Below are 19,788 nucleotides of genomic sequence, written 5' to 3' on the forward strand. Positions count from 1 at the left end.
CATGTAGCACCGTCATTGCGAGGAGCGAAGCGACGAAGCAATCCAGAATCTTGCCGCGGAGGCAGTCTAGATTGCTTCGCTTCGCTCGCAATGACGGTGTGGGCACCATGCGCCCCACCCATGACGTCCCCTACTCCGCCGCGTCACGCATCTCGGCGCGCTCGGCCCTCGCCGCGCAGAACTTGAACTCCGGGATCTTGCCGAACGGGTCCAGTGCCGGGTTGGTGAGCAGGTTCGCCGCCGCCTCGGCGTAGCAGAACGGCATGAACACCATGTTCTCCGGCACGTCGCGGTCGGAGCGGACCTTGACCTCGACGGCGCCACGGCGGGTCTCCAGGCGAATGAAATCGCCGGGCACCAGCTTCTTCTTGCGCATGTCCTTTGGCGACATGAACGCGACCGCCTCCGGCTCGATCTGGTCGAGCACCTGGGCGCGGCGCGTCATCGAGCCGGTGTGCCAGTGCTCCAGCACGCGGCCGGTCGAGAGCACCATCGGATATTCGTCGTCGGGAATCTCGTCCGGCGGGATGACCTTGGCCGGCACGATCTTGCCGCGGCCGCTCGCGGTCGGGAAGCCCGTGGTGAAGATGATCTCGTTGCCGGGCTTGTTCGGATCGTCGACCGGATAGGTCACCGCGCCTTCGCGCACCAGCCGCTCCCAGGTGATGTTCTTCAGCGACGGCATCAGCTCTGCCATCTCGGTGAAGACGTCGCCGGGTCCGGCATAGTTCCACGGCAGGCCCATGCGCTTGCCGATCTCCTGGATGATCCAGAGATCCTGGCGCGCATCGCCGGGCGGCTTGATCACCTGACGCGCCAGCTGCACGCGGCGGTCGGTGTTGGTGAAGGAGCCGTCCTTCTCGGCGAAGGCCGAGGCCGGCAGGATCACGTCGGCGTGAAACGCAGTCTCGGTGACGAAGAGGTCCTGCACCACGAGATGATCGAGCATCGCCAGCGCATGGCGCGCGTGCTGCAGATCGGGATCGGACATCGCGGGATTCTCGCCCTCGATATACATGCCCGTGATCTCGCCGGCATGGATCGCGTTCATGATCTCGACCACGGTCAGGCCGCGGACGGGATCGAGATCCTGCTGCCAGAGCTTTTCGAAACTGCCGCGCAGATCGTCGCGGCCGACCGGCTGGTAGTCCGGCAGGAACATCGGGATCAGGCCGGCATCGGAGGCGCCCTGCACGTTGTTCTGGCCGCGCAGCGGATGCAGGCCGGTGCCGGGACGGCCGACCTGGCCGGTGATCAGCGCGAGCGCGATCAGGCAGCGCGCATTGTCGGTGCCGTGGACGTGCTGGCTGATGCCCATACCCCAGAAGATGATCGACGATTTCGCGCGCGCATAGGTGCGCGCCACCTCGCGCAAGGTCTGCGCCGGGACGCCGCAGATCGGCTCCATCTTCTCCGGCGTGAACTCCTTGATCTTCTCCTTGAGGTCCTCGAAACCCTCGGTGTAGCCGGCGATGTACTGGTCGTCGGTCAGGCCCTCAGTGATGATCGTGTTGATCATCGCGTTCAGCATGGCGACGTCGGAGCCGGGCTTGAACTGCAGATGCTTGGTCGCATGCCGCGACAGCGACTGCCGGCGCGGATCCATAACGAACAGTTTTGCGCCGTTCTGCTTGACCGCGTTCTTGATGAAGGTCGCCGCAACCGGATGGTTCACAGTCGGATTGGCGCCGATCACGATGATGACCTCGGCGTCCATGGCGGCAGAGAACGGTGCCGACACCGCGCCCGAGCTGAGGCCTTCGAACAGCGCCGCGACCGACGAAGCGTGGCAGAGGCGCGTGCAGTGATCGACGTTGTTGGAGCCGAAGCCGGTGCGCACCAGCTTCTGGAACAGATAGGCCTCTTCGTTCGAGCCCTTGGCCGAGCCGAAGCCGGCCAGCGCCTTCACGCCCTTCTCGTCGCGGATCTTGACGAGGCCCTTGGCGGCGATGTCGAGCGCTTCCTCCCAGCTCGCCTCGCGGAAATGCGTGAACGGATTGGCCGGATCGACCTGATCGTTCGCATCCTTCTTCGCGTTCGGCAACCGCACCAGCGGCTTCGTCAGGCGATGCGGATGGTGGATGTAGTCGAAGCCGAAGCGGCCCTTCACGCAGAGACGATTGTGATTGGCGGGGCCGTCGCGGCCTTCCGCATAGATCACCTTCTCGTCCTTGACCTCATAGGTGACCTGGCAGCCGACGCCGCAGAACGGGCAGAGCGAATCGACCTTCTTGTCGGCATAGGTGACGCGCGTCTGCTTGTCGTCGAGCATCACGGCCGGCATCAAGGCGCCGGTCGGGCAGGCCTGCACGCATTCGCCGCAGGCCACGCAGGTGGACTCGCCCATGGGGTCGTCGAAGTCGAACACGATCTTGGCGCCGGCATTGCGATAGGCCATGCCGATGACGTCGTTGACCTGGACCTCACGGCAGGCGCGCACGCACAGGCCGCACTGGATGCAGGCATCGAGATTGACGCGCATCGCCGGATGGCTGGCATCGGTCGCCCAGCGCTCGGCGGCGGGAAAGCGGCTCTCGGTGACGCCTGTCGTCTCGGCCCAGTGCCAGAACTTCGACTCCGGGTCGTGGCTGGTTTCGCGCGCCGGCTGGTCTGCGACCAGCAGCTCCATCACCATCTTCTGCGCAGCAGTCGCGCGGGCGCTCTCGGTCTTCACCTTCATGCCGACCGACGGCGTGCGCTTGCAGGACGCAGCCAGCACGCGCTCGCCCTCGATCTCGACCATGCAGGCGCGGCAATTGCCGTCGGGGCGATAGTCCGGCGCCGGCGAATAGCAGAGGTGCGGAATGTCGCGGCCCTGGCGCTTTGCGACCTGCCAGATGGTCTCGCCGGGCTTGGCCTCGACCTGCTTGCCGTCGAGTTCGAACGTGATCTTGGTCATTCGGCGGCTTCCTTGAACTCGTCAGGGAAATATTTGATCACGGAAGACAGCGGATTCGATGCCGCCTGTCCGAGCCCGCAGATCGAGGCATCGCGCATCGCCTGGCTCAATTCTTCCAGCAAGGCACGGTTCCAGACCGGCCTTTGCATCAGCAGCGCCGCCTTCTGGGTACCGACGCGGCACGGCGTGCACTGGCCGCAGCTCTCGTCCTCGAAGAACTTCATCAGGTTCAGTGCGGCCGACCGCACGCTGTCCTTGTGCGACAGGATCACGATCGCAGCCGAGCCGATGAAGCAGCCGTATTTCTCCAGCGTGCCGAAATCGAGCGGGATGTCGTCCATCGCTGCAGGCAAAATGCCGCCGGACGCACCGCCCGGCAGATAGGCGTAGAACTGGTGGCCGTGGGCCATGCCGCCGCAATATTCCTCGATCAGCTCGCGCACGGTGATGCCCGCGGGCGCGAGCTTCATGCCGGGATTCTTGACGCGGCCCGAGACCGAGAAGCTGCGCAGGCCGTGACGCTCGTGGCGGCCATGGCCCTTCCACCAATCGGCGCCCTTCTCGACGATGTCGCGCACCCACCACAGCGTCTCGATATTGTTGATCAACGTCGGCAGGCCGAACAGGCCCACCTGGAACGGGTAAGGCGGCTTGTGCCGGGGCAGGCCGCGCTTGCCCTCGATGCTCTCCAGCAGCGAGGATTCCTCGCCGCAGATGTAGGCGCCGGCGCCGCGCCGCAGATGCAGCGTCGGGCCGCCCGACGGAAGCTTTGCGATCTCGCGCTGGAGGATCTCGCGCGAGGCCGGATATTCGTCGCGCAGATAGATGTAGACGTCGCTCGCCTGCACCACGTGGGCGCCGATCAACATGCCCTCGATGAAGCGATGCGGATCTGTTTCGAGATAATAGCGGTCCTTGAACGTGCCGGGCTCGCCCTCGTCGCCGTTGATCGCCATCAGCCGCGGCCCGGGCTCGCCCAGCACGGCGCGCCATTTACGCCCGGTGGGGAAGCCGGCGCCGCCAAGGCCGCGCAGCGAAGCGTCGTCGAGCGCTTTCAGGAGATCGTCCTTCGACAATTCGCCGGAGCGCAGACGATTGAGCAGCTTGTAGCCGCCACCCGCGACGTAGGCATCGTACTCGGTATATTTGGGCAGATGCGTATGAGTATCGCCGGCCTTTGCCGCCGCCATCACATCGGCGACGGTCGCGTGGTCGACGAAATTGTGCCCGACCTCGGCGGCCGGCGCTGTGTCGCAGCGTCCAACGCAGGGCGCGCGCACGACGCGGATGCCGGGACCTGACGCGCTCTGCAGATCTTCGAGCAGGTTCTCGCCGCCAAGCATCGCGCAGGTGAGCGAATCGCAGACCCGGATCGTCAGCGGGGGAATGTCGGGCTCGCCTTCCTTCACCACGTCGAAATGCGCGTAGAAGGTCGCCGTCTCGAACACCTCGGCGAAGGCGAGCTTCATCTCGTCGGCGAGTGCGGCCAGATGCGCCGCCGAGATCTGGTGATACTTGTCCTGGATCAGGTGCAGATATTCGATCAACAGATCGCGCCGCCGCGGCCTGTCGCCGAGCAACAGCTCGATCTCGTGCGCGGCCGTGGGATCGACCTGCCGCCCCTTGGGGGTCGCCTTGGCGCGTCGGCGTCCCTCACCGGGATGCTCGAAGGAGCGGACCTTGTGCACGTCCTCGTGGCTCATCGCTTCGTCTCGATCTCGTCCTTATCAGAACTCCACTTCTATCCTTTGGCATGCCAGATGCCAAGAAAATTATCACGCTCGCGGAAGTGGTTACGCTGCACGGCTCAACAGAGCCCAGCACCGGCCCTGCGTTCTTGAGCAAGGCCGAGCCAAGCCCGAATTGGCCGGGAGATCAATAAAGGCGTCTCATGCTGCGATAGCGAAGTCCTATCGACGTCGCTTGAGGCGCGGCGGGATCGCAAAGGCGTCCGCCGTGAACATTCCCGTTTCTACGGGGCGTCGCTCTTTTCGACCAGGAACACGATGCGCGCCTCGTTGCGCTCGGTGATCTCGACCTTGTCGCCGGTCTCGCGGATCAGATTGGGAATATCGATCACCGAGAGCGGATCGGTGCAGTGAACTTCGAGTTGGTCGCCCGCCTTGAGCGGCTTGAGCGCCTTGCGCGTCTTCAGGGCCGGCAACGGGCATTTCAACCCGGTGAGATCGAGTGTCGTCCTGGTCATGGCCGCACCATGGCGAGGCGGAGCGGCTGCGTCAACGTTAGGAGGCATCAGATCAGGCTGGCGTAGGGCAGGAAGCCCACGTCCTGCCCCGGCTCGACATTCGTGATGTCCTCGCCGAGCTCGACGAGGCCATCGGTCTCGACCAGCGAGGATAGGAGCCCGGCGCCTTCGCGCGGGAACTTGATCGCCTCGAGCCCGCCGTCCTGCGCGCGCCGCAGCGAGGCGCGCACATATTCACGCCGGCCGGCCTTCTTCTTGTAGGTGAACGCCGCGCGCAGCGGGATCGCCAAGAGCGGCTCCGGCAAGGCGCCCGACAGCGCCAACGCCGTCGGTCGCACCACATGGACGAATGTCACGAAGCTCGCGACGGGATTTCCGGGCAGTCCGATCAACGGTGTGCCGCCGATGATGCCCATCGCCACGGGACGGCCGGGCTTGATCGCCATCCGCCACAGCACCAGCGAGCCGATGCTCTCCACCGCCGCCTTGACGTGATCCTCCTCGCCGGTCGAGACGCCGCCGGTGGTGAGGATCAGGTCATGGCCGCCTGCGACCTGCTTCAGGCCGCGCGCCAGCGACGCTCGCTCATCGCGCAGAATGCCGAGATCGCTGACCTCGCAGCCGAGCCGCCGCAGCATCGCCATCAGCATGAAGCGGTTGGAATCGAACAATTGCGAGGCGGCGCGCGGCTCGCCGGGCGAGGCGAGCTCGTCGCCGGTCGAGAACACGGCGACACGGATGCGCCTGACGACGTCGAGCCTTGTCAGGCCGAACGCGGCGGCAAGGGCGACGTGCTGCGGCCGCAGGCGCTGGCCGGCGCGCAGCGCGACCTGACCTTGGGGAATGTCCTCGCCTGCGGGCCGCACATTTGCGCCGGGCTTCAGCCCCGGCGGCAGCACGATCCTGCCTGAAGCATCGATGCGGACGTCCTCCTGCATGAAGACCGTCTCCGCATCCGGCGGCATCGGGGCGCCGGTGAAGATGCGCGCGGTGTGGCCGGGCTTGATCGGCGCTTGCGCAAGGCCGCCGGCCTGGATGCGGCCGTCAAGCGGGAAGGCCTGCTCTGCGCTTGCCGGAAGGTCGGCGTTGCGCACGGCGTAACCGTCGACGGCGGAGTTGGTGAACGGCGGCAGCGGCAAAGGCGCGGCCAGATCGCGCGCGAGCACGCGCCCGTCGGCATCGACCAGCGCCACCGTCTCGAGATCGACGATGGCGTTGACGCGCGTCGTGATGAGGCCGACGGCTTCGTCGACCGACATCATCGGGCCGCCGAAGGCAAAGCAATCGTCCGACAGTTGCGCCATGGTGCCTCGTCAGCGTGTCGCGGCGCTTCTTGCTACCGCTTCCTCGACCGGCATCGCCGCCCGTATCATCAATGCCGCCGCGCCTTCGATATCGTCGAGATGGACAGTCGGCAGCCTCGTGTCAATCGCGACGTCGGTCGCAATCCCGGCAATTCCGGGATCGTCCGGAAACAGCAGCGGCTTGCCGTTGGCGGCACGATGCACCTCGATCTTGCGGTGCGGCTCGCGCTTGAATCCCTCGACCACGACGAGATCGACCGCGGAGAGCTTGTCGAGCAGCTCCGGCAGCCGCGGCTCCGCCGCCCCGCGCAGCTCATGCATCAGCGCCCAGCGTTTCGACGAGGCCACCAGAACCTCCGCCGCGCCGGCCTCGCGATGGCGCCAGGAATCCTTGCCGGGCACGTCGACGTCGAACTGGTGATGCGCATGCTTGATCACGGAGACGCGCAGGCCCTGCGCGTCGAAATGCGGGATCAGCCGCGTCAACAGCGTGGTCTTGCCCGCACCGCTCCAGCCTGCAAGGCCGATGACTTTCATTCCAGCTCTCTTTTCCAGCAACCAGCGCTCGCCGATGGAACCACCATCCCCTCCCCGTCATTGCGAGCGCAGCGAAGCAATCCAGACTGCCGCTGCGGAAAGATCCTGGATTGCTTCGCTGCGCTCGTAATGACGACAAGGTGGCATTTCGCTCTCTCCCCTCCATGCTTATATCGGCTTGACCCGAATGTCATGCTAACCTCGCCGCCATGATGAAGATCGACAAAGCCCCGGTGCCCCTGATCGTCCCCAATCCGGACGACCCGCGCCTGACCCAGAGCGTGACCGGCACCGACCAGACCGGCGCCAGGGTCGAGATCAAGGTACCCATGGAGCGGCCGCTGACGCTCTATTTGAACGCCCAGGAGATCGTCACCATGATGACGATCGGCGACTATCCGGAATATCTGGCGCTCGGCTATCTGCTGAACCAGAACATGCTGAAATATAACGACGTGGTCACCGAGGTCGAGTACGACGACGACCTCCAGGTGGTCGTCGTGCGCACCTCACACCACACCAATTTCGAGGCCAAGCTGAAAAAGCGCACGCAGACCTCCGGCTGCGCGCAGGGCACCGCCTTCGGCGACCTCTTGGAGGCGGTCGAGAGCGTCGCGCTGCCTAAGGCAGAGCTGCGCACCTCCTGGCTCTACCAGATGACGCAGACCATCAACACCATGCCCTCGCTTTATCTGGAGGCCGGCGCGATCCACGGCTGTGTGCTGTGCAAGGAGGGGACCCCGCTCTGCTACACCGAGGATGTCGGCCGCCACAACGCCGTCGACAAGATCGCGGGCTGGATGTACCGCCACGGCGTCGACGCGTCCGACAAGATCCTCTACACCACGGGGCGCCTCACCTCCGAGATGGTGATCAAGACGGTGCGCATGGGCATTCCGATCCTGGTGTCGCGCTCCGGCTTCACCGCCTGGGGTGTCGATCTGGCAAGGCAGGTCGGCCTGACGCTGGTCGGGCGCACCCGCGGCAAACGCTTCATCGCGCTCGCAGGCGAAGAGCGTATCGTCTACGACCAGAACCTCGCTTATGTCGAAGAGGAATCGGCCAAGCACAAGCGCAAGGGTGAAGGCGGTGACGACTGACATTTCCGCGGCGCGTGTTCCGCCGACTCTCGGCGTGCTGCTCGCCGGTGGGCTCGCGCGGCGCATGGGCGGCGGCGACAAGCCGATGCGCACCATCGGCGGCCGCACCATTCTGGAACGCGTGATCGCGCGCCTTGCGTCCCAGTGCAGCGGACTGATTCTCAATGCCAACGGCGATCCCGCCCGCTTTGCCGCGTTCGGCTTGCAGGTGGTCGCCGACGACGTGCCCGGCTTCCCCGGCCCCCTCGCCGGCATCCTCGCGGCGCTCGACTGGACCGCGGCGAACCGGCCGAAGATCGAATGGGTGCTGAGCGCCGCCGGCGATTGCCCGTTCCTGCCGCGCGACCTCGTCGCGCAGCTGCATGAGGCGCGCGCGCGTGAGAATGCGCAGCTTGCGGTCGCAGCCTCAGGCGAGCAGTCGCATCCGGTGATCGGCCTGTGGCGCGTCGCCTTGCGCGAGGAGCTGCGCCACGCCCTCGTGGTCGAAGACCTCCGCAAGATCGACCGCTGGACCGCGCGCTATCCGCTTGCGACGGTGACGTGGCCGATCGAGCCGCTCGATCCGTTCTTCAATGCCAACACGGTCGAGGACATCGCCGAGGCCGAGCGGCTGGCGGCGCTGGATGACGCGTCTTAGCGACTCTATGATTTCGGAAACTCGTTGAGGAGCTGCGCCCAGATGATCGCGAAGGCGATCAGGCCGCAAATGCCGACGGCAGTGGTGAAGCGCGGCAAACGGCCGATCGCAACCAGCAGCCAAGCCGGCAGGAAGAACGCCCCGAAAACCATGCCCAGCGGAAACACCGCGAGCCATTGAAAGCCGCTGCCGTCCCCGGGCGGAACATTCGCGATGTAATGGAAGGTGTAGAGCCAGAACAGCGTGCCGGCCGCCGCGACGAGAGCAGCGATCCTGCGGAAATTGAGGGGCGTCGATGCGGTCATGACCTGGCTCATGTTCGTTGGTCGCTGCGGCGCCCCGCCAAGTTCATGGCGTCTTGAACCGGACCTGGAACGGGAGCGACCACAGGTCTGGACATTCCCCGGACGAAGCCATGGCCGCCCCTCTCTTGAATACGATCTTCGAATTCGTCGATTTCGTCTTCGATCTCTCCGAGACGATCGATCGCACGAGGCAGCTGAGCAAGCCTGACATCGTCGAGGTGCCGCCGGATCCAAAGCCGCTGCCACCCGCCGCGCGGCGCGCGCTTGCCGAGGCCGAGGATCGTGAGCGCAAGCGAGAGCAGGCCGCTCAGGCCGCCAGCCGTACCGACCAGGCATCGTAGCCGTAGACCTCTCATGGCTCGAACGCGTCGTGGTCCCTCGTCTATGCGGGCCGGAAGCCCGCTCGCGCGAGCGACGCGCGTACCTCGTTCGAGCCGAGTGCGTCGAGAAAAGCCTGCACTGCCGGCCGTTGCTTTCGCGCACTCACCACCGCGAAGTCATAATGCTCTTCCGCGAGCGGAATGAAACCGAGGCCGACCGCGTGGGCGACCGGCGCAATGGTCATGCCCCAGTCGGCGCGGTGCTGCGCGACGGCCGCCGCCACCGCATTGTGCGAACGCGGCTGGTTCCAGTAGCCTTCCGGCCGCGCGCCGCCGAGCAGCCGGTCGATCAGGATGCGGGTGCCGGCGCCCTGGTTGCGGTTGACCATGATGCAGGCGGGATCGGCGAGCGCTGCGGCAACAGCATCCCTTGCGCTCAGGCCCTCGAAACGTTTGTCGCCCTTGCGGAAGACAATGCCCTGCATCCGCCGCCAGCCGGCGACGAGCTCGAGTCCTTCGACGAGATAGGGCGTGTTGTAGGTCTCGCTGCGATCGTCGAACAGATGGATCGGCGCGAGATCGCATTCGCCACGTTTGGCTGCTGCAAGCCCGCCGAGGCTGCCGACCGCGATCGAGCGCACGGTGAGACCAGCATGCGCGAGCTGTTCGGTGACGAGATCGAGGCCGGTGCAATGGCTGCCGACGATGACGAGATCCGGCACGCGCACATGCGGCGTGAACAGCGTCACCTCGGTCTCGGTGCCGGCCGGCATCTGGTCGGCAAGTGCGTCGATGCGCAGAAAGCCGTCCGCCTGAGCAAAGGACGTGATCGCACCAGACCCCTTGCCGGAGGGATAGGCGATGAGGCCCTCCCTGCCCTCAACCAGCGAGACCATGACGAATTCGGTGCGGCCGAGCTCGGAAGCGATGCGTACCGGCACGGTCGCGTTCACCTTGGCATCGGAGCGCGGCGGCAGTCCGGCCATCCTGCGCAGCACCGGCACGATCATGTCGTGGAAGGTGAACATCGCCGAAGTCGGAAAACCCGGCAGGATCACGACAGGCTTGCCGTCGCACACCGCAAGACACAACGGCTTGCCGGGCTTGAGCGCGACGCCATGGGCGATGATGCCGGGTGCGCCGAGCCGGCTGATGATGCGATGAGAGAGGTCGCCCGCGCCTTTCGACGTGCCGCCCGAGAGCACCAGCATGTCGGCTTCCGCAAGCGCGTTGCGCATGGCGGCTTCGAGCCTGGCTTCGTCGTCCGGAACAGCGCCGAGGAAGACGGCCTCGCCACCGTTTTCGTCGACCGCGGCCGCGACGATGGCGCCATTGGTATCGTAGATCTCGGCGGGCCCGAGCACCTCGCCGGGCTGAACCAGCTCATCGCCGGTGGAGATCACGGCAACCCGCGGCCTGCGCGCGACACCCACCTCGGCGATGCCGCAAGCCGCCAGCATGCCGATCTCGCGCGAGCCGATGATGGTGCCGGCGCGCAGCAGCGCCTCGCCCCGCGCGATGTCGGAGCCGGCATACGAGACGAATTGCCCCGGCGAGACGGCGCGACGGACATCGATCGCATCCTGGCCGGCCGGCTGGGTGTGCTCGACCATCACCACGGCATCGGCGCCGCGCGGCAACGGACCGCCGGTGGCGATCGCCGTTGCGGTTCCGGCCGCCACCTGCAGCGTCGGCGCGGTCCCGCAATGAACGGTCTCGCCATTCAGCGCGAGGCGCACGGGCGCGCCCTCGCCGGCCGCCGCAAGGTCGGCGGAGCGCACGGCAAAGCCGTCGACATTGGAGCGGTCGAACGGCGGCACGTCGATCGTTGCCGTGATATCTTCGGCGAGGGCAGCGCCCAGCGCGGCTGCGAGCTTGCGCGTTTCAGTTCGAAGCGCGCGCGGGAACAAGGCCGCCTCGAAGCGCGCCAAGGCCTCTTCGCGCGACAGGATCTTGAGGAACTGCTCCTGCTCGAGCGCGCTGCGGTCCGGTGATTTCGGGATCATCGTCATGCCAGAACCCTTATCACGCCCGCATCAGATACGCATCGATCGGCGTACCTGCCGCAAATCCCTCGTCGCTGGCGGAAATGAGCAGCCATGCGTCCGCACGGGCGATGGCCTGAAGCGGCCATTCGCCCACGGCAAGCGGCATCCAGGCACGATGTTCCTCAGCCAGCAAAGCGATCTCCGTGATGCCGACGCTGGAGGCGATCTTTCGCGCAAGCGGCAGCGACACTTTTCGACGCGGCCGACGCGCCGACAAACGGTCCGCGAGCGGCAGCGCGAGTGCAAGCCAAGCTGCAAGCGCGGAATCGGGCGAGCCGGGCAAGGCGACGACGGGAACTCGTCCCAGCCGTCCGACCGCCGCCGTACGCCCCGGCTGCAGCGCAAGGCCGTGCGCCATGACCTCGCCGCGCCGGGCGAGGGCGGCGATGGCGGCGTCCTGGCGGCCGACGCCGCTGCCGCCGATGGTCAGCAGGACATCGCAGGAGGACGCATCGAGCGCATCGGCAATCGACGCTGCATCGCGCGCACGCGCTGGACGCGTTTCCACATCCAGTCCCGCTGTGTGCGCGATCCCGGCAATCGTCTGCGCCGCGACCGTCCCACCCGGCACATTGACTATGCGCAGCCGCGGCCGCCTCACGGCGAGTTTGTCCCCGCCCGCCGCACGCGCCAGCAACAGGTCCGCCGCACGGATGGGATGGCCGGCGTCCCCCACGGCCCTACGCGCGGTGATGTCGCTGCCTGCGCGCCTGACACCCTGCCCCGGCGCGCCCTCTGCGAGCACCTGGGCAAGCGGCCCCGACGTCTCCACGGCGTCGGCATCGAGCACGCAGTCGCATCCCGCCGGCATCGCCTCGCCCGCCTCGACCCATGCAGGAGCCATTGCCAGCGGCACGGGCGAGTAAGCGGACGCCCCGACGAGATCGTTGGCAGATAGCGCCCAACCATCTACGGCCGCAACATCCCGGGAAGGATAGGCGGCAAGCAGCGGCGCACCCGCCGCGATGCAGCCGATTGCGTCCGCCAGCGGCACCTCCATCGGCGCGACGGGATCAACGCCCCGCAGCAGCGCGGCGAGCGCGGTGTCGAGCGGCGTGAGCGAAGGCGGCAGGCGCTGGGTCATGCGCCATGAGGACCATGCATCGTCCGGTTTGGCAACCGCCGGCGGTGCCGGCCTCACCCCTCAGCCGCCCGACCTGTCCGAATTGGGGAAGAACAGCTGCTGTCCGTCCACCTTGTAGCCGGCGATCGCCGTCTGCCCCTCCGGCGATGTCAGCCAATCGACGAAGATCTGCGCGAGGTCCTTCTTCACGTTCGGGAACTTCGCAGGGTTCACCAGCATCACACCATATTGGTTGAGCAGCCGCCGGTCGCCTTCGACGACGATGTCGAGATCGCCGCGATCGCTGAACGCGATCCAGCTGCCGCGATCCGCAAGCACATAGGCATTGGCCGCGCGCGCGGCCCCGAGCGATGCGGCCATGCCGGGCCCGGCCTCGCGATACCAGGCGCCCTTGGCGCTCGCGATGTCGATGCCGGCGACGATCCAAAGCGCGAGCTCCGCGGCATGAGTGCCCGACCGATCGCCACGCGTCACGAACGGCGCGCCTTTGGCTTCGATCGCCTTCAGCGCCGTCGCGATGTCCTTGCCCTTTACGCCCGCGGGATCGCTCTTCGGCCCGATCAGCACATAGTCGCTGTACATCACGTCGTATCGCTTCACGCCAAAGCCGTCGGCGACGAACTTCTCCTCCTGAGGCCGCGCGTGCATCAGCACGACGTCGACCTCACCCCGCCGCGCCCCATCGAGCACTTCGTCGGCGCGCCGCGCGATCACGGTGACGTCGATGCCGGTCTTGTCGCGGAAGATCGGCAGCAGATAGTCGAGCAGCCCGGATTCCTGCGTCGCCGTCGTCGAAGCGAGGACAATGCTGCGGTCCTCCGCGGCCGAAGCCGCAACGCCTGCGGCAAGGCCGCAGAGAAGCGCAAGTGCAACGGACAGGCGGCCCATGATCGGGTTCCCTCAGGTTTGACGCCGTCATGATGATGATCGATTGCGCCGCACTCGTGACGCGTTTTTGCGCTGCCGGCCGGGAAATTTCGGCAACTTCATCGCGGCGCACCGGGCGCGCGATCTCTTTAGGATCGTTCACCAAAGCAGAGATCGCGCGTGCGGATGTGTTGCAAAGCAGCGAGATGATCGGGCATGGTTCCCTGCGACAAATATCTGAAATGCAGAATTCCACCTGCGTCGGACGTCAAAAAGAAGCAAGAATTTGCATAGGAATGCAGGATGGAATTCCTGACCACCAGCGAAGCCGCCGATTACCTTCGGCTCGGCGAACGCAAGCTTTACGAGCTCGTCACCACCGGTGCGATCCCCTGCAGCAAGGTGACGGGAAAATGGCTGTTCCCACGGCACGAGCTCGACCTCTGGGTCCTGTCGGGCCTTGCGCGTCCGGCCGGCATGTTGATCGCCGAGCCGCCGCCGGTCGTCGGCGGCAGCCACGACGAACTGCTCGATTGGAGCCTGCGCGAGTCCGGCTCGGGGCTCGGATCGATGAGCGAGGGCAGCGCGCGCGGGCTCGAGCGCTTGCAGCGCAATGAGGTGATGGCTGCGGCGGTGCACTTCCACGCGCTCGACGCCGGCGACAATTTCGCTAGCGATGCCAGCATCGAAGCGCTGCGGACCACGCCGGACCTGCATGATGCGGTGCTGATCGCGTTCGTGCGCCGCGAAGAGGGTCTCCTGCTGCCGCACGGCAATCCCAAGCACCTGCACAGCCTGACCGACGTGCTCGCAGCCGGGGCCCGGATGGCGATGCGGCAACAGGGCACGGGCGCGCAGATGCTGCTCGACGTGCTGCTCAAGCGCGCCGGCGCCTCGATGCGGGACTTGCGCCGGATCGAGACGCCGGCGCTGACCGGCCCGGATCTGGCCGAGCTGGTTCGCGCCGGCCAGGCCGATTGCGGCATCGCGACGCGCGCCGCGGCGCGCTCGGCCGGTCTCGATTTCGTGCCGCTGGTCTGGGAGAATTTCGACCTCGCGATGCGGCAGCGCAGCTATTTCCGCCCCGCCATGCAGGCCTTGCTCCGCTTCCTGAACGAGCGGCGGCTGCGCCAGCGCGCGGAGGAGCTGACCGGCTACGATCCCTCCCCCGCAGGACAGATCCGCTTCGCAGCCTGACATTGACGCCAGCCCCCTAATAGTTGCAAAAGAAACCAATTCGACCGGGCCATACCCGGACAAGCAACACCGGCCAATGAGCCGGATCAGGGAGGACGAGCGTGAACCCAATCAGATTTGGAGTGCCCGTCGCGGCCGCCTTGCTGGCGACCGTGCTGTCCGGCGCGGCGTCGGCGCAGGTTTCCGACGACGTCGTCAAGATCGGCGTGCTCACCGACATGAACGGCCCGGCCTCGGCGCCGACCGGCCAGGGCTCGGTGACCGCGGCGCAAATGGCGATCGACGATTTCGGCGGCAAGGTGCTCGGCAAGCCGATCAGCGTCGTGATCGGCGACCACCAACTCAAGGCCGACATCGGCGCTTCGCTGGCGCGGCGCTGGTTCGACGTCGAGCAGGTCGATCTGATCGTGGACGTGCCCGTCTCGGCGGTCGGGCTCGCGGTGCAGACCATCGCCAACGAGAAGAAGCGGCTGTTCATCACCCACTCCACCGGCACCGCGGACTTCCACGGCAAGTTCTGCTCGGCTTATGCCATCCAATGGGTGTTCGACACCCGCGCGCTCGCGGTCGGCACTGCGGATGCGGTGGTCAAGCGCGGCGGCGACAGCTGGTTCTTCATCACCGACGATTACGCCTTCGGCCATTCGCTGGAGCGCGACGCTTCCGCCGTCGTCACCGCCAATGGCGGCAAGGTGCTGGGCTCGGTGCGGCCGCCGCTGGCAACACCCGATCTCTCCTCCTTCGTGCTGCAGGCGCAGGCCTCCAAGGCCAAGATCATCGGCATTGCCGCCGGTCCCCCCAACAACATGAACGAGATCAAGACCGGCGCCGAGTTCGGCGTGTTCAAGGGCGGCCAGCAGATGGCGGCGCTGCTGGCGCTGATCACCGACATCCACGGCATCGGCCTACAGGCGGCGCAAGGCCTGCTGCTGACCACCTCGTTCTACTGGGACATGGACGACAAGACGCGCGAATGGTCGAAGCGCTATTTCGCCAAGATGAACCGGATGCCGTCGATGTGGCAGGCCGGCGTCTATTCCAGCGTGATGCACTATCTCAACGCCATCAAGGAGACCGGCAGCGACGATCCGCTGAAAGTGGCGGCCAAGATGCGCGAGAAGCCGATCGAGGATTTCTTCGCCCGCAACGGCAAGCTTCGCGAGGACAATCTGATGGTGCACGACCTCTGGCTGGTGCAGGTGAAGACGCCGGAGGAGAGCAAATATCCGTGGGACTATTACAAGATCCTCACGACCATTTCCGGCGACAAGGCGTTCGGCCCGCCGGACCCGGCGTGCCCGCTGGTGAAGAAGTGAGATTGGCGAGTGGCGAATAGGGAGTAGCGAATGGAAGCTTCCATTCGCTATTCGCAATTCGCCACTCGCTACTTCACCACCCCGATCTCGCGAAAATACTTCATCACGCCCGGATGGATCAGCTCCGGCCTCGGCGCGGCCGCGACCGTGTTCGCGGCGGTGGTCTCGCAGGCCTGCGCGAGCTTCTTGCAGAACGTCGCCTCGATACCGTGCAACGTCTTGGCGAGGCGGTAGGCGACGTCGTCGGGCAGATCCTCGCGCGTGAGGATGAAGCTCCAGGAACCGAGCGAGGCGATCGGCTCGGTCTGCTTCGGGTAGGAGCCGGCCGGCACGGTCAGCGGCTTCAGGAAGGCATGCCTGGCGCGGATGCGGGCGATCTCGTCCGCACTCGGCGCGATGAAGCGCGCGCCCGACGCGCTCGAAGCGACGGCGGCAAAGCCGGGCCAGCCGATGCCGGCGCCCCAGAGCGCGGCGACGCGGCCGTCCTCGACCATCGCGGGGCCGTCGCCGGCGCGGTCGAGATAAACAGCCTTGAAGTCCTCGTCCTGCTTAAGGCCGAGACCATCGAGCACATAACGGGCCAGGATCGGCAGGCCGGAGCCCCTGGCGCCAAACGCGACGGGTTGGCCGACGAGATCGCGGATCGTTGTGTACGGGCTGTCGGCGCGCACCACGAACATGCCGGGGTTGGAATAGATCGCCGTGAGGATCTTGAGCCGAACCGGCGCCCGGCCGATGCCGGCGAAGGCCTCGTAGGCCGGCTCGCCCGCAACCAGCGCAAGATCGAGCTCGCCCTTCTCTAGAAGCGGGATGTTCTCGTTGCTGCCCTTGGTGTTGCGCGGGGCGATGGTGAGATGCGGATCGGCCGCGTTCATCACCTCCGCGAAGGCGTTGCCATAGAGCGGGAAGCCGCCGCCGGGCGTCGCTGTTCCCAAGCTGATCGTCGCGGTCGGAATGGCCGTGCCTCCGGTCTGGGCGGCGGCGGGGCTGGCGAGCAGCGCCGCACCGAGAAGGATCATCGCGAATCTCATGGTCGCCCCTGACGGACCTGCGTCAACACCGACTTGCGACGATGTAGGCAGCGACCTGATTTTGTGAAAGCATGCCGCGCAAAGACAATAGAATAATGGGAGGTGTCATGTTGCGAATTTTGCGTCACGGTGTTTTCGGGCTCGCAGTCCTGTTCGGTCTTTTCAGCGCCGCCCCTCCCGCCGCCGCCGGCTATCCGGACCGGCCCGTGCACTGGCTGATCGGCTTTTCCGCCGGCGGCCCGGTCGACATCGTGGCGCGGATCATGGCGCAGTGGCTGTCGGACCGGTTTGGCCAGCAATTCATCGTCGAGAACCGCACCGGCTCGGGCGGCAACATCGCCGCGGCGGCCGCGATCAGCTCGCCGCCGGACGGCTACACGCTGCTGTTCGTCGCGCCCAACAACGCGATCTCGACCTCGCTCTACAAGAAGCTGCCGTTCGACTTTTTGCGCGACACCACCCCAGTCGCGAGCATCATGCAGCTCACCAACATGCTGGTCGTCTCCAACGCGTTTCCGGCGAAGACGGTCCAGGAGTTCATCGATTATTGCAAAGCCAATCCCGGCAAGATCACCTACGCCTCCTCCGGCAACGGCACCTCGGTGCACATGTCGGCCGAGCTGTTCAAGGCGATGACGAAGTGCGACATGGTGCACGTGCCCTATCGCGGCTCGGCGGTCGCCTATCCCGACATCATCTCCAACAAGGTGCAGCTCATCTTCGACAATTTGCCCTCCGCGATGGAGCAGGTGAAGGGCGGCAACGTCCGTGCGCTGGGTGTGACCTCGCCGCAGCGCTGGCCGAGCGCGCCCGACGTGCCCGCGATCGCCGAGACCGTGCCAGGCTTCGAATCGGTCGGCTTCTACGGCATCTCCGCGCCGAAGGGCACTCCGGCCGAGGTGATCGAGATCCTCAACAAGGCCGTCGGCGAAGCGCTGAAGGACCCGAAGCTGGTGGCAAAGCTCGCCGAGACTGGCGGCATCCCCAAGCCGATGACGCCGGCCGAGTTCGGCAAGCTGGTCGCGGACGAGACCGCGAAGTGGCGCAAGGTGGTCGAGTTCGCCGGGGTCTCGGTGGACTAGGCAGCGGCCGTGCCGCCGAGCGCAGCCGCACATGTTCGAGGGGGCCAACAGGCCCCCTCAAACAAATTGCGAAAACAACCCCATGCACAGTAGACGAGGCCAGTGATTTCAATGGGTTACCGCCCCACGTCGAAAAAACCTGCGAAAACGCGGTTTGCTTCGTCGGGCAAAACAGGGTTATACAGCCATCATCGCCAATTTCGGTTATTCGAAATTTATCAATGATGCCGTGCCGGCGTTCCCCATCCACCAGCGCCAGCATTGCACCCCCGCCTCAGGCCCTGTAAACGAACCGCGCACCGTTGCCGGCCGCGCTACCTGCGGCCGCCTCGCGGCGGGGCCTGTAGCTCAATGGTTAGAGCCGGCCGCTCATAACGGTCTGGTTGCAGGTTCGAGTCCTGCCGGGCCCACCAATAAAATCAGCAACTTATCAGGCCCCGTTTCGTCTGATCGGAATCACCGCACCAGAAACCGCACCAGATACGACCGCTTTTCGTTCGCCCGCGGGCTCGCGCTTGGCGATTTTCTCGACGGCGTCGGACAAATAGTCGGGATGGTGATGGCCATACGTGTTGAGCAGAACCTCAAGCGACATTCCGAGATAGCCTGCCGCCTGCCAAGGATCTGCCCCTCTCTGCATCAGCCAAGTAGCCGCGGTGTGTCGCAGAGTGTGAGGCGAGATGCCCGGACCAAGCCCTGCAAGCCTCACAGCACTCTTGAACGCCGTTTTGACCGAGGTAATCGGCCTTCCGTTGTACTCGACGAAATGCTTCGCCTCTGGATTAATCCGATGCCAGCGCCGCAGATGAGCTAGCAAGCGAAAGGGGATGGGCACCGTCGGTTGCCGCTTGTTGGTTTTGGCGCTGCCCTGTTTCAGACGGTAGTAGCGACCGCGCTCCAGGTCTACATAGGAGCGACCGATCGCCGGAATTGGAGACGAGGCTGCGATAGCTCCCGCACGGGTTCCGCTGTAGATGCCCAGCAAAATGAACCGCGCAAGATGGCGAAGGGGACGCTTGCTTGTGGGGACCTTCACGTCCTCCATCGGTCGGCGAGAGCCTTTTTGCATTTCGCGATAGCGCCAGCAGGTCCAAACCAATTTGGCCGCATCGCTGCGCGTCAGCCACTTGTCTCGGGGTTGCCCCTTCTCAGGCAGCGACACCTTCACGATTTCCCGATGATATCCTTCACCTGCATGGTGACCAATGGCAGCGCGGAGGTCTTCAAGGTCTCTGCGCGCGCCTCCCCTTTTGCCGCGCTTCTTGGCGTACGAGCGACATGCCTCCCCATTTACCTCGCCCAGCATTTTTGCTCCCCACCACTCGTTCAACCGTTCGATCCGCTTCTTGAACTTGCGGATATCGGGAATCGTATCTTCGCTCTCGCTATCGACCTTGAAACGACCGCGAAGCTTGTCCAGCTGCGCGTCCAAATAAATCGAGAGGACATCCGCAATAGCGATATCGTCTATGTGGCGAATTCGTCGCTTCGGGGTGTGTTTAGAGCTTATGTAGTCTCTTAGCTTTTCCTCCGCGGCCGCAATCTCATCTGCAGCGCAGCCTGTGCTGACATCCCGGCCGTTGTCTCTGATGATCCAGGTTGGCTGGTGAGTGATCTTTCCGCTCTTGTTTCGGCGGGCAGCCTTGAGCTGAAGTCGGGCGCCCTTGCTTCTTCGCGGCATAGCTCTCTCATCCGTTCTATATGAGCCAGCGTTGTAAATCTTTGCCGGCAATCTTCTGAATAATCAATTGACTCCGATCGCGCTCGCGACGCAAACCCGCGACCGTCATTCCCCTAAAGGAAATGCGATCTTCACGGCATCAGCAAGGCGAACAGAAGTACCAGGTGTAATTTC

Annotated in this window: 17 protein-coding genes and 1 tRNA gene; 7 read left to right on the plus strand and 11 right to left on the minus strand. The window is 65.4% G+C overall.

The genetic code is table 11. From position 1 onward, the window contains the following. Positions 1-130: 130 nt before the first annotated feature. The 5 genes from fdhF to mobB all read right to left on the minus strand — a co-directional run bounded on the left by fdhF (position 131) and on the right by mobB (position 6,946). On the minus strand, positions 131-2,899 hold the full coding sequence (fdhF, locus tag I6F28_RS00790; protein WP_225139050.1) for a formate dehydrogenase subunit alpha: 2,769 nt from the start codon (positions 2,897-2,899) through the stop codon (positions 131-133). After that, positions 2,896-4,602, minus strand: a complete 1,707-nt coding sequence (locus I6F28_RS00795) for an NADH-ubiquinone oxidoreductase-F iron-sulfur binding region domain-containing protein (RefSeq protein WP_225139051.1) — start codon at positions 4,600-4,602, stop codon at positions 2,896-2,898. The genes fdhF and I6F28_RS00795 overlap by 4 nt, the downstream gene beginning before the upstream one ends. 269 nt (positions 4,603-4,871) lie before the next feature. Beyond that, positions 4,872-5,105 (minus strand): sulfurtransferase TusA family protein, encoded by a 234-nt coding sequence (locus I6F28_RS00800; protein WP_036011410.1) that lies wholly within the window; start codon positions 5,103-5,105, stop codon positions 4,872-4,874. Between the two features lie 47 nt (positions 5,106-5,152). Beyond that, the gene (locus I6F28_RS00805) at positions 5,153-6,409 is read right to left on the minus strand and encodes a molybdopterin molybdotransferase MoeA (RefSeq protein ID WP_225139052.1); all 1,257 of its coding nucleotides are present in this window, start codon (positions 6,407-6,409) and stop codon (positions 5,153-5,155) included. Positions 6,410-6,418: 9 nt separating this feature from the next. Further along, on the minus strand, positions 6,419-6,946 hold the full coding sequence (gene mobB / locus I6F28_RS00810) for a molybdopterin-guanine dinucleotide biosynthesis protein B (protein ID WP_225139053.1): 528 nt from the start codon (positions 6,944-6,946) through the stop codon (positions 6,419-6,421). 209 nt (positions 6,947-7,155) lie between these two features. Here mobB and fdhD point away from each other — a divergent pair, with 209 nt between their 5' ends. Together fdhD and mobA are read left to right on the plus strand one after the other, a co-directional pair. Then, positions 7,156-8,046, plus strand: a complete 891-nt coding sequence (gene fdhD, locus I6F28_RS00815) for a formate dehydrogenase accessory sulfurtransferase FdhD (RefSeq protein WP_036011418.1) — start codon at positions 7,156-7,158, stop codon at positions 8,044-8,046. Continuing rightward, positions 8,027-8,683 carry a molybdenum cofactor guanylyltransferase MobA gene (gene mobA / locus I6F28_RS00820; protein WP_225139054.1) on the plus strand — a complete coding sequence of 219 codons (657 nt, stop codon included), beginning with the start codon at positions 8,027-8,029 and terminating at the stop codon, positions 8,681-8,683. Before fdhD ends, mobA begins: the two co-directional genes overlap by 20 nt. Positions 8,684-8,688: 5 nt before the next feature. On the opposite strand, the gene I6F28_RS00825 is transcribed toward mobA, so the two are convergent. Beyond that, positions 8,689-8,988: a hypothetical protein gene (locus I6F28_RS00825; protein ID WP_225139055.1), complete on the minus strand. Its 300-nt coding sequence runs from the start codon at positions 8,986-8,988 to the stop codon at positions 8,689-8,691. A 110-nt stretch (positions 8,989-9,098) separates the two neighbouring features. Here I6F28_RS00825 and I6F28_RS00830 point away from each other — a divergent pair, with 110 nt between their 5' ends. Next, positions 9,099-9,329 carry a hypothetical protein gene (locus tag I6F28_RS00830; RefSeq protein ID WP_036011421.1) on the plus strand — a complete coding sequence of 77 codons (231 nt, stop codon included), beginning with the start codon at positions 9,099-9,101 and terminating at the stop codon, positions 9,327-9,329. A gap of 41 nt (positions 9,330-9,370) precedes the next feature. On the opposite strand, the gene I6F28_RS00835 is transcribed toward I6F28_RS00830, so the two are convergent. Genes I6F28_RS00835 through I6F28_RS00845 form a run of 3 tightly spaced genes read right to left on the minus strand, consistent with a single transcriptional unit; the run spans position 9,371 to position 13,328 of the window. Next, the gene (locus I6F28_RS00835) at positions 9,371-11,320 is read right to left on the minus strand and encodes a molybdopterin biosynthesis protein (protein ID WP_225139056.1); all 1,950 of its coding nucleotides are present in this window, start codon (positions 11,318-11,320) and stop codon (positions 9,371-9,373) included. Positions 11,321-11,333: 13 nt separating this feature from the next. Then, the gene (locus tag I6F28_RS00840; protein ID WP_036026618.1) at positions 11,334-12,440 is read right to left on the minus strand and encodes a molybdopterin-binding protein; all 1,107 of its coding nucleotides are present in this window, start codon (positions 12,438-12,440) and stop codon (positions 11,334-11,336) included. A 60-nt stretch (positions 12,441-12,500) separates the two neighbouring features. After that, positions 12,501-13,328 (minus strand): ABC transporter substrate-binding protein, encoded by an 828-nt coding sequence (locus I6F28_RS00845; protein ID WP_225139057.1) that lies wholly within the window; start codon positions 13,326-13,328, stop codon positions 12,501-12,503. A gap of 282 nt (positions 13,329-13,610) precedes the next feature. On the opposite strand from I6F28_RS00845, the gene I6F28_RS00850 reads away from it, so the two are divergent. Together I6F28_RS00850 and I6F28_RS00855 are read left to right on the plus strand one after the other, a co-directional pair. Beyond that, a complete protein-coding gene (locus I6F28_RS00850; RefSeq protein ID WP_225135022.1) occupies positions 13,611-14,504 on the plus strand; it encodes a substrate-binding domain-containing protein in 894 nt (297 codons plus the stop codon). Positions 14,505-14,605: 101 nt separating this feature from the next. After that, entirely contained in the window at positions 14,606-15,820 is a 1,215-nt protein-coding gene (locus tag I6F28_RS00855) for an ABC transporter substrate-binding protein (RefSeq protein WP_225139058.1), read from the plus strand. Positions 15,821-15,888: 68 nt separating this feature from the next. Here I6F28_RS00855 and I6F28_RS00860 read toward each other — a convergent pair whose 3' ends face one another. After that, positions 15,889-16,851, minus strand: coding sequence for a TAXI family TRAP transporter solute-binding subunit (locus I6F28_RS00860; protein ID WP_225139059.1), 963 nt, complete (start codon positions 16,849-16,851; stop codon positions 15,889-15,891). Between the two features lie 107 nt (positions 16,852-16,958). On the opposite strand from I6F28_RS00860, the gene I6F28_RS00865 reads away from it, so the two are divergent. Both I6F28_RS00865 and I6F28_RS00870 read left to right on the plus strand, forming a co-directional pair. Next, on the plus strand, positions 16,959-17,933 hold the full coding sequence (locus I6F28_RS00865) for a Bug family tripartite tricarboxylate transporter substrate binding protein (protein WP_225139060.1): 975 nt from the start codon (positions 16,959-16,961) through the stop codon (positions 17,931-17,933). Positions 17,934-18,270: 337 nt separating this feature from the next. Further along, positions 18,271-18,346, plus strand: a tRNA-Ile gene (locus I6F28_RS00870). A 17-nt stretch (positions 18,347-18,363) separates the two neighbouring features. Here I6F28_RS00870 and I6F28_RS00875 read toward each other — a convergent pair. Further along, positions 18,364-19,614: a tyrosine-type recombinase/integrase gene (locus I6F28_RS00875; protein WP_225128271.1), complete on the minus strand. Its 1,251-nt coding sequence runs from the start codon at positions 19,612-19,614 to the stop codon at positions 18,364-18,366. Positions 19,615-19,788 lie beyond the last annotated feature (174 nt).

Source organism: Bradyrhizobium sp. NBAIM14 (genome assembly GCF_020193895.1).
GTDB classification, from domain to species: domain Bacteria; phylum Pseudomonadota; class Alphaproteobacteria; order Rhizobiales; family Xanthobacteraceae; genus Bradyrhizobium; species Bradyrhizobium yuanmingense.

Bases quoted from the DNA above. Each gene is read 5' to 3' on its own strand.
- I6F28_RS00875 (WP_225128271.1), bottom strand. From the start codon at position 19,614: ATGCCGCGAAGAAGCAAGGGCGCCCGACTTCAGCTCAAGGCTGCCCGC.
- fdhD (WP_036011418.1), top strand. From the start codon at position 7,156: ATGATGAAGATCGACAAAGCCCCGGTGCCCCTGATCGTCCCCAATCCG.
- mobB (WP_225139053.1), bottom strand. From the start codon at position 6,946: ATGAAAGTCATCGGCCTTGCAGGCTGGAGCGGTGCGGGCAAGACCACG.
- I6F28_RS00795 (WP_225139051.1), bottom strand. From the start codon at position 4,602: ATGAGCCACGAGGACGTGCACAAGGTCCGCTCCTTCGAGCATCCCGGT.
- I6F28_RS00850 (WP_225135022.1), top strand. From the start codon at position 13,611: ATGGAATTCCTGACCACCAGCGAAGCCGCCGATTACCTTCGGCTCGGC.
- I6F28_RS00835 (WP_225139056.1), bottom strand. From the start codon at position 11,320: ATGACGATGATCCCGAAATCACCGGACCGCAGCGCGCTCGAGCAGGAG.
- I6F28_RS00860 (WP_225139059.1), bottom strand. From the start codon at position 16,851: ATGAGATTCGCGATGATCCTTCTCGGTGCGGCGCTGCTCGCCAGCCCC.
- I6F28_RS00845 (WP_225139057.1), bottom strand. From the start codon at position 13,328: ATGGGCCGCCTGTCCGTTGCACTTGCGCTTCTCTGCGGCCTTGCCGCA.
- I6F28_RS00825 (WP_225139055.1), bottom strand. From the start codon at position 8,988: ATGACCGCATCGACGCCCCTCAATTTCCGCAGGATCGCTGCTCTCGTC.
- I6F28_RS00800 (WP_036011410.1), bottom strand. From the start codon at position 5,105: ATGACCAGGACGACACTCGATCTCACCGGGTTGAAATGCCCGTTGCCG.
- I6F28_RS00865 (WP_225139060.1), top strand. From the start codon at position 16,959: ATGTTGCGAATTTTGCGTCACGGTGTTTTCGGGCTCGCAGTCCTGTTC.
- I6F28_RS00840 (WP_036026618.1), bottom strand. From the start codon at position 12,440: ATGACCCAGCGCCTGCCGCCTTCGCTCACGCCGCTCGACACCGCGCTC.
- fdhF (WP_225139050.1), bottom strand. From the start codon at position 2,899: ATGACCAAGATCACGTTCGAACTCGACGGCAAGCAGGTCGAGGCCAAG.
- I6F28_RS00805 (WP_225139052.1), bottom strand. From the start codon at position 6,409: ATGGCGCAACTGTCGGACGATTGCTTTGCCTTCGGCGGCCCGATGATG.
- I6F28_RS00830 (WP_036011421.1), top strand. From the start codon at position 9,099: ATGGCCGCCCCTCTCTTGAATACGATCTTCGAATTCGTCGATTTCGTC.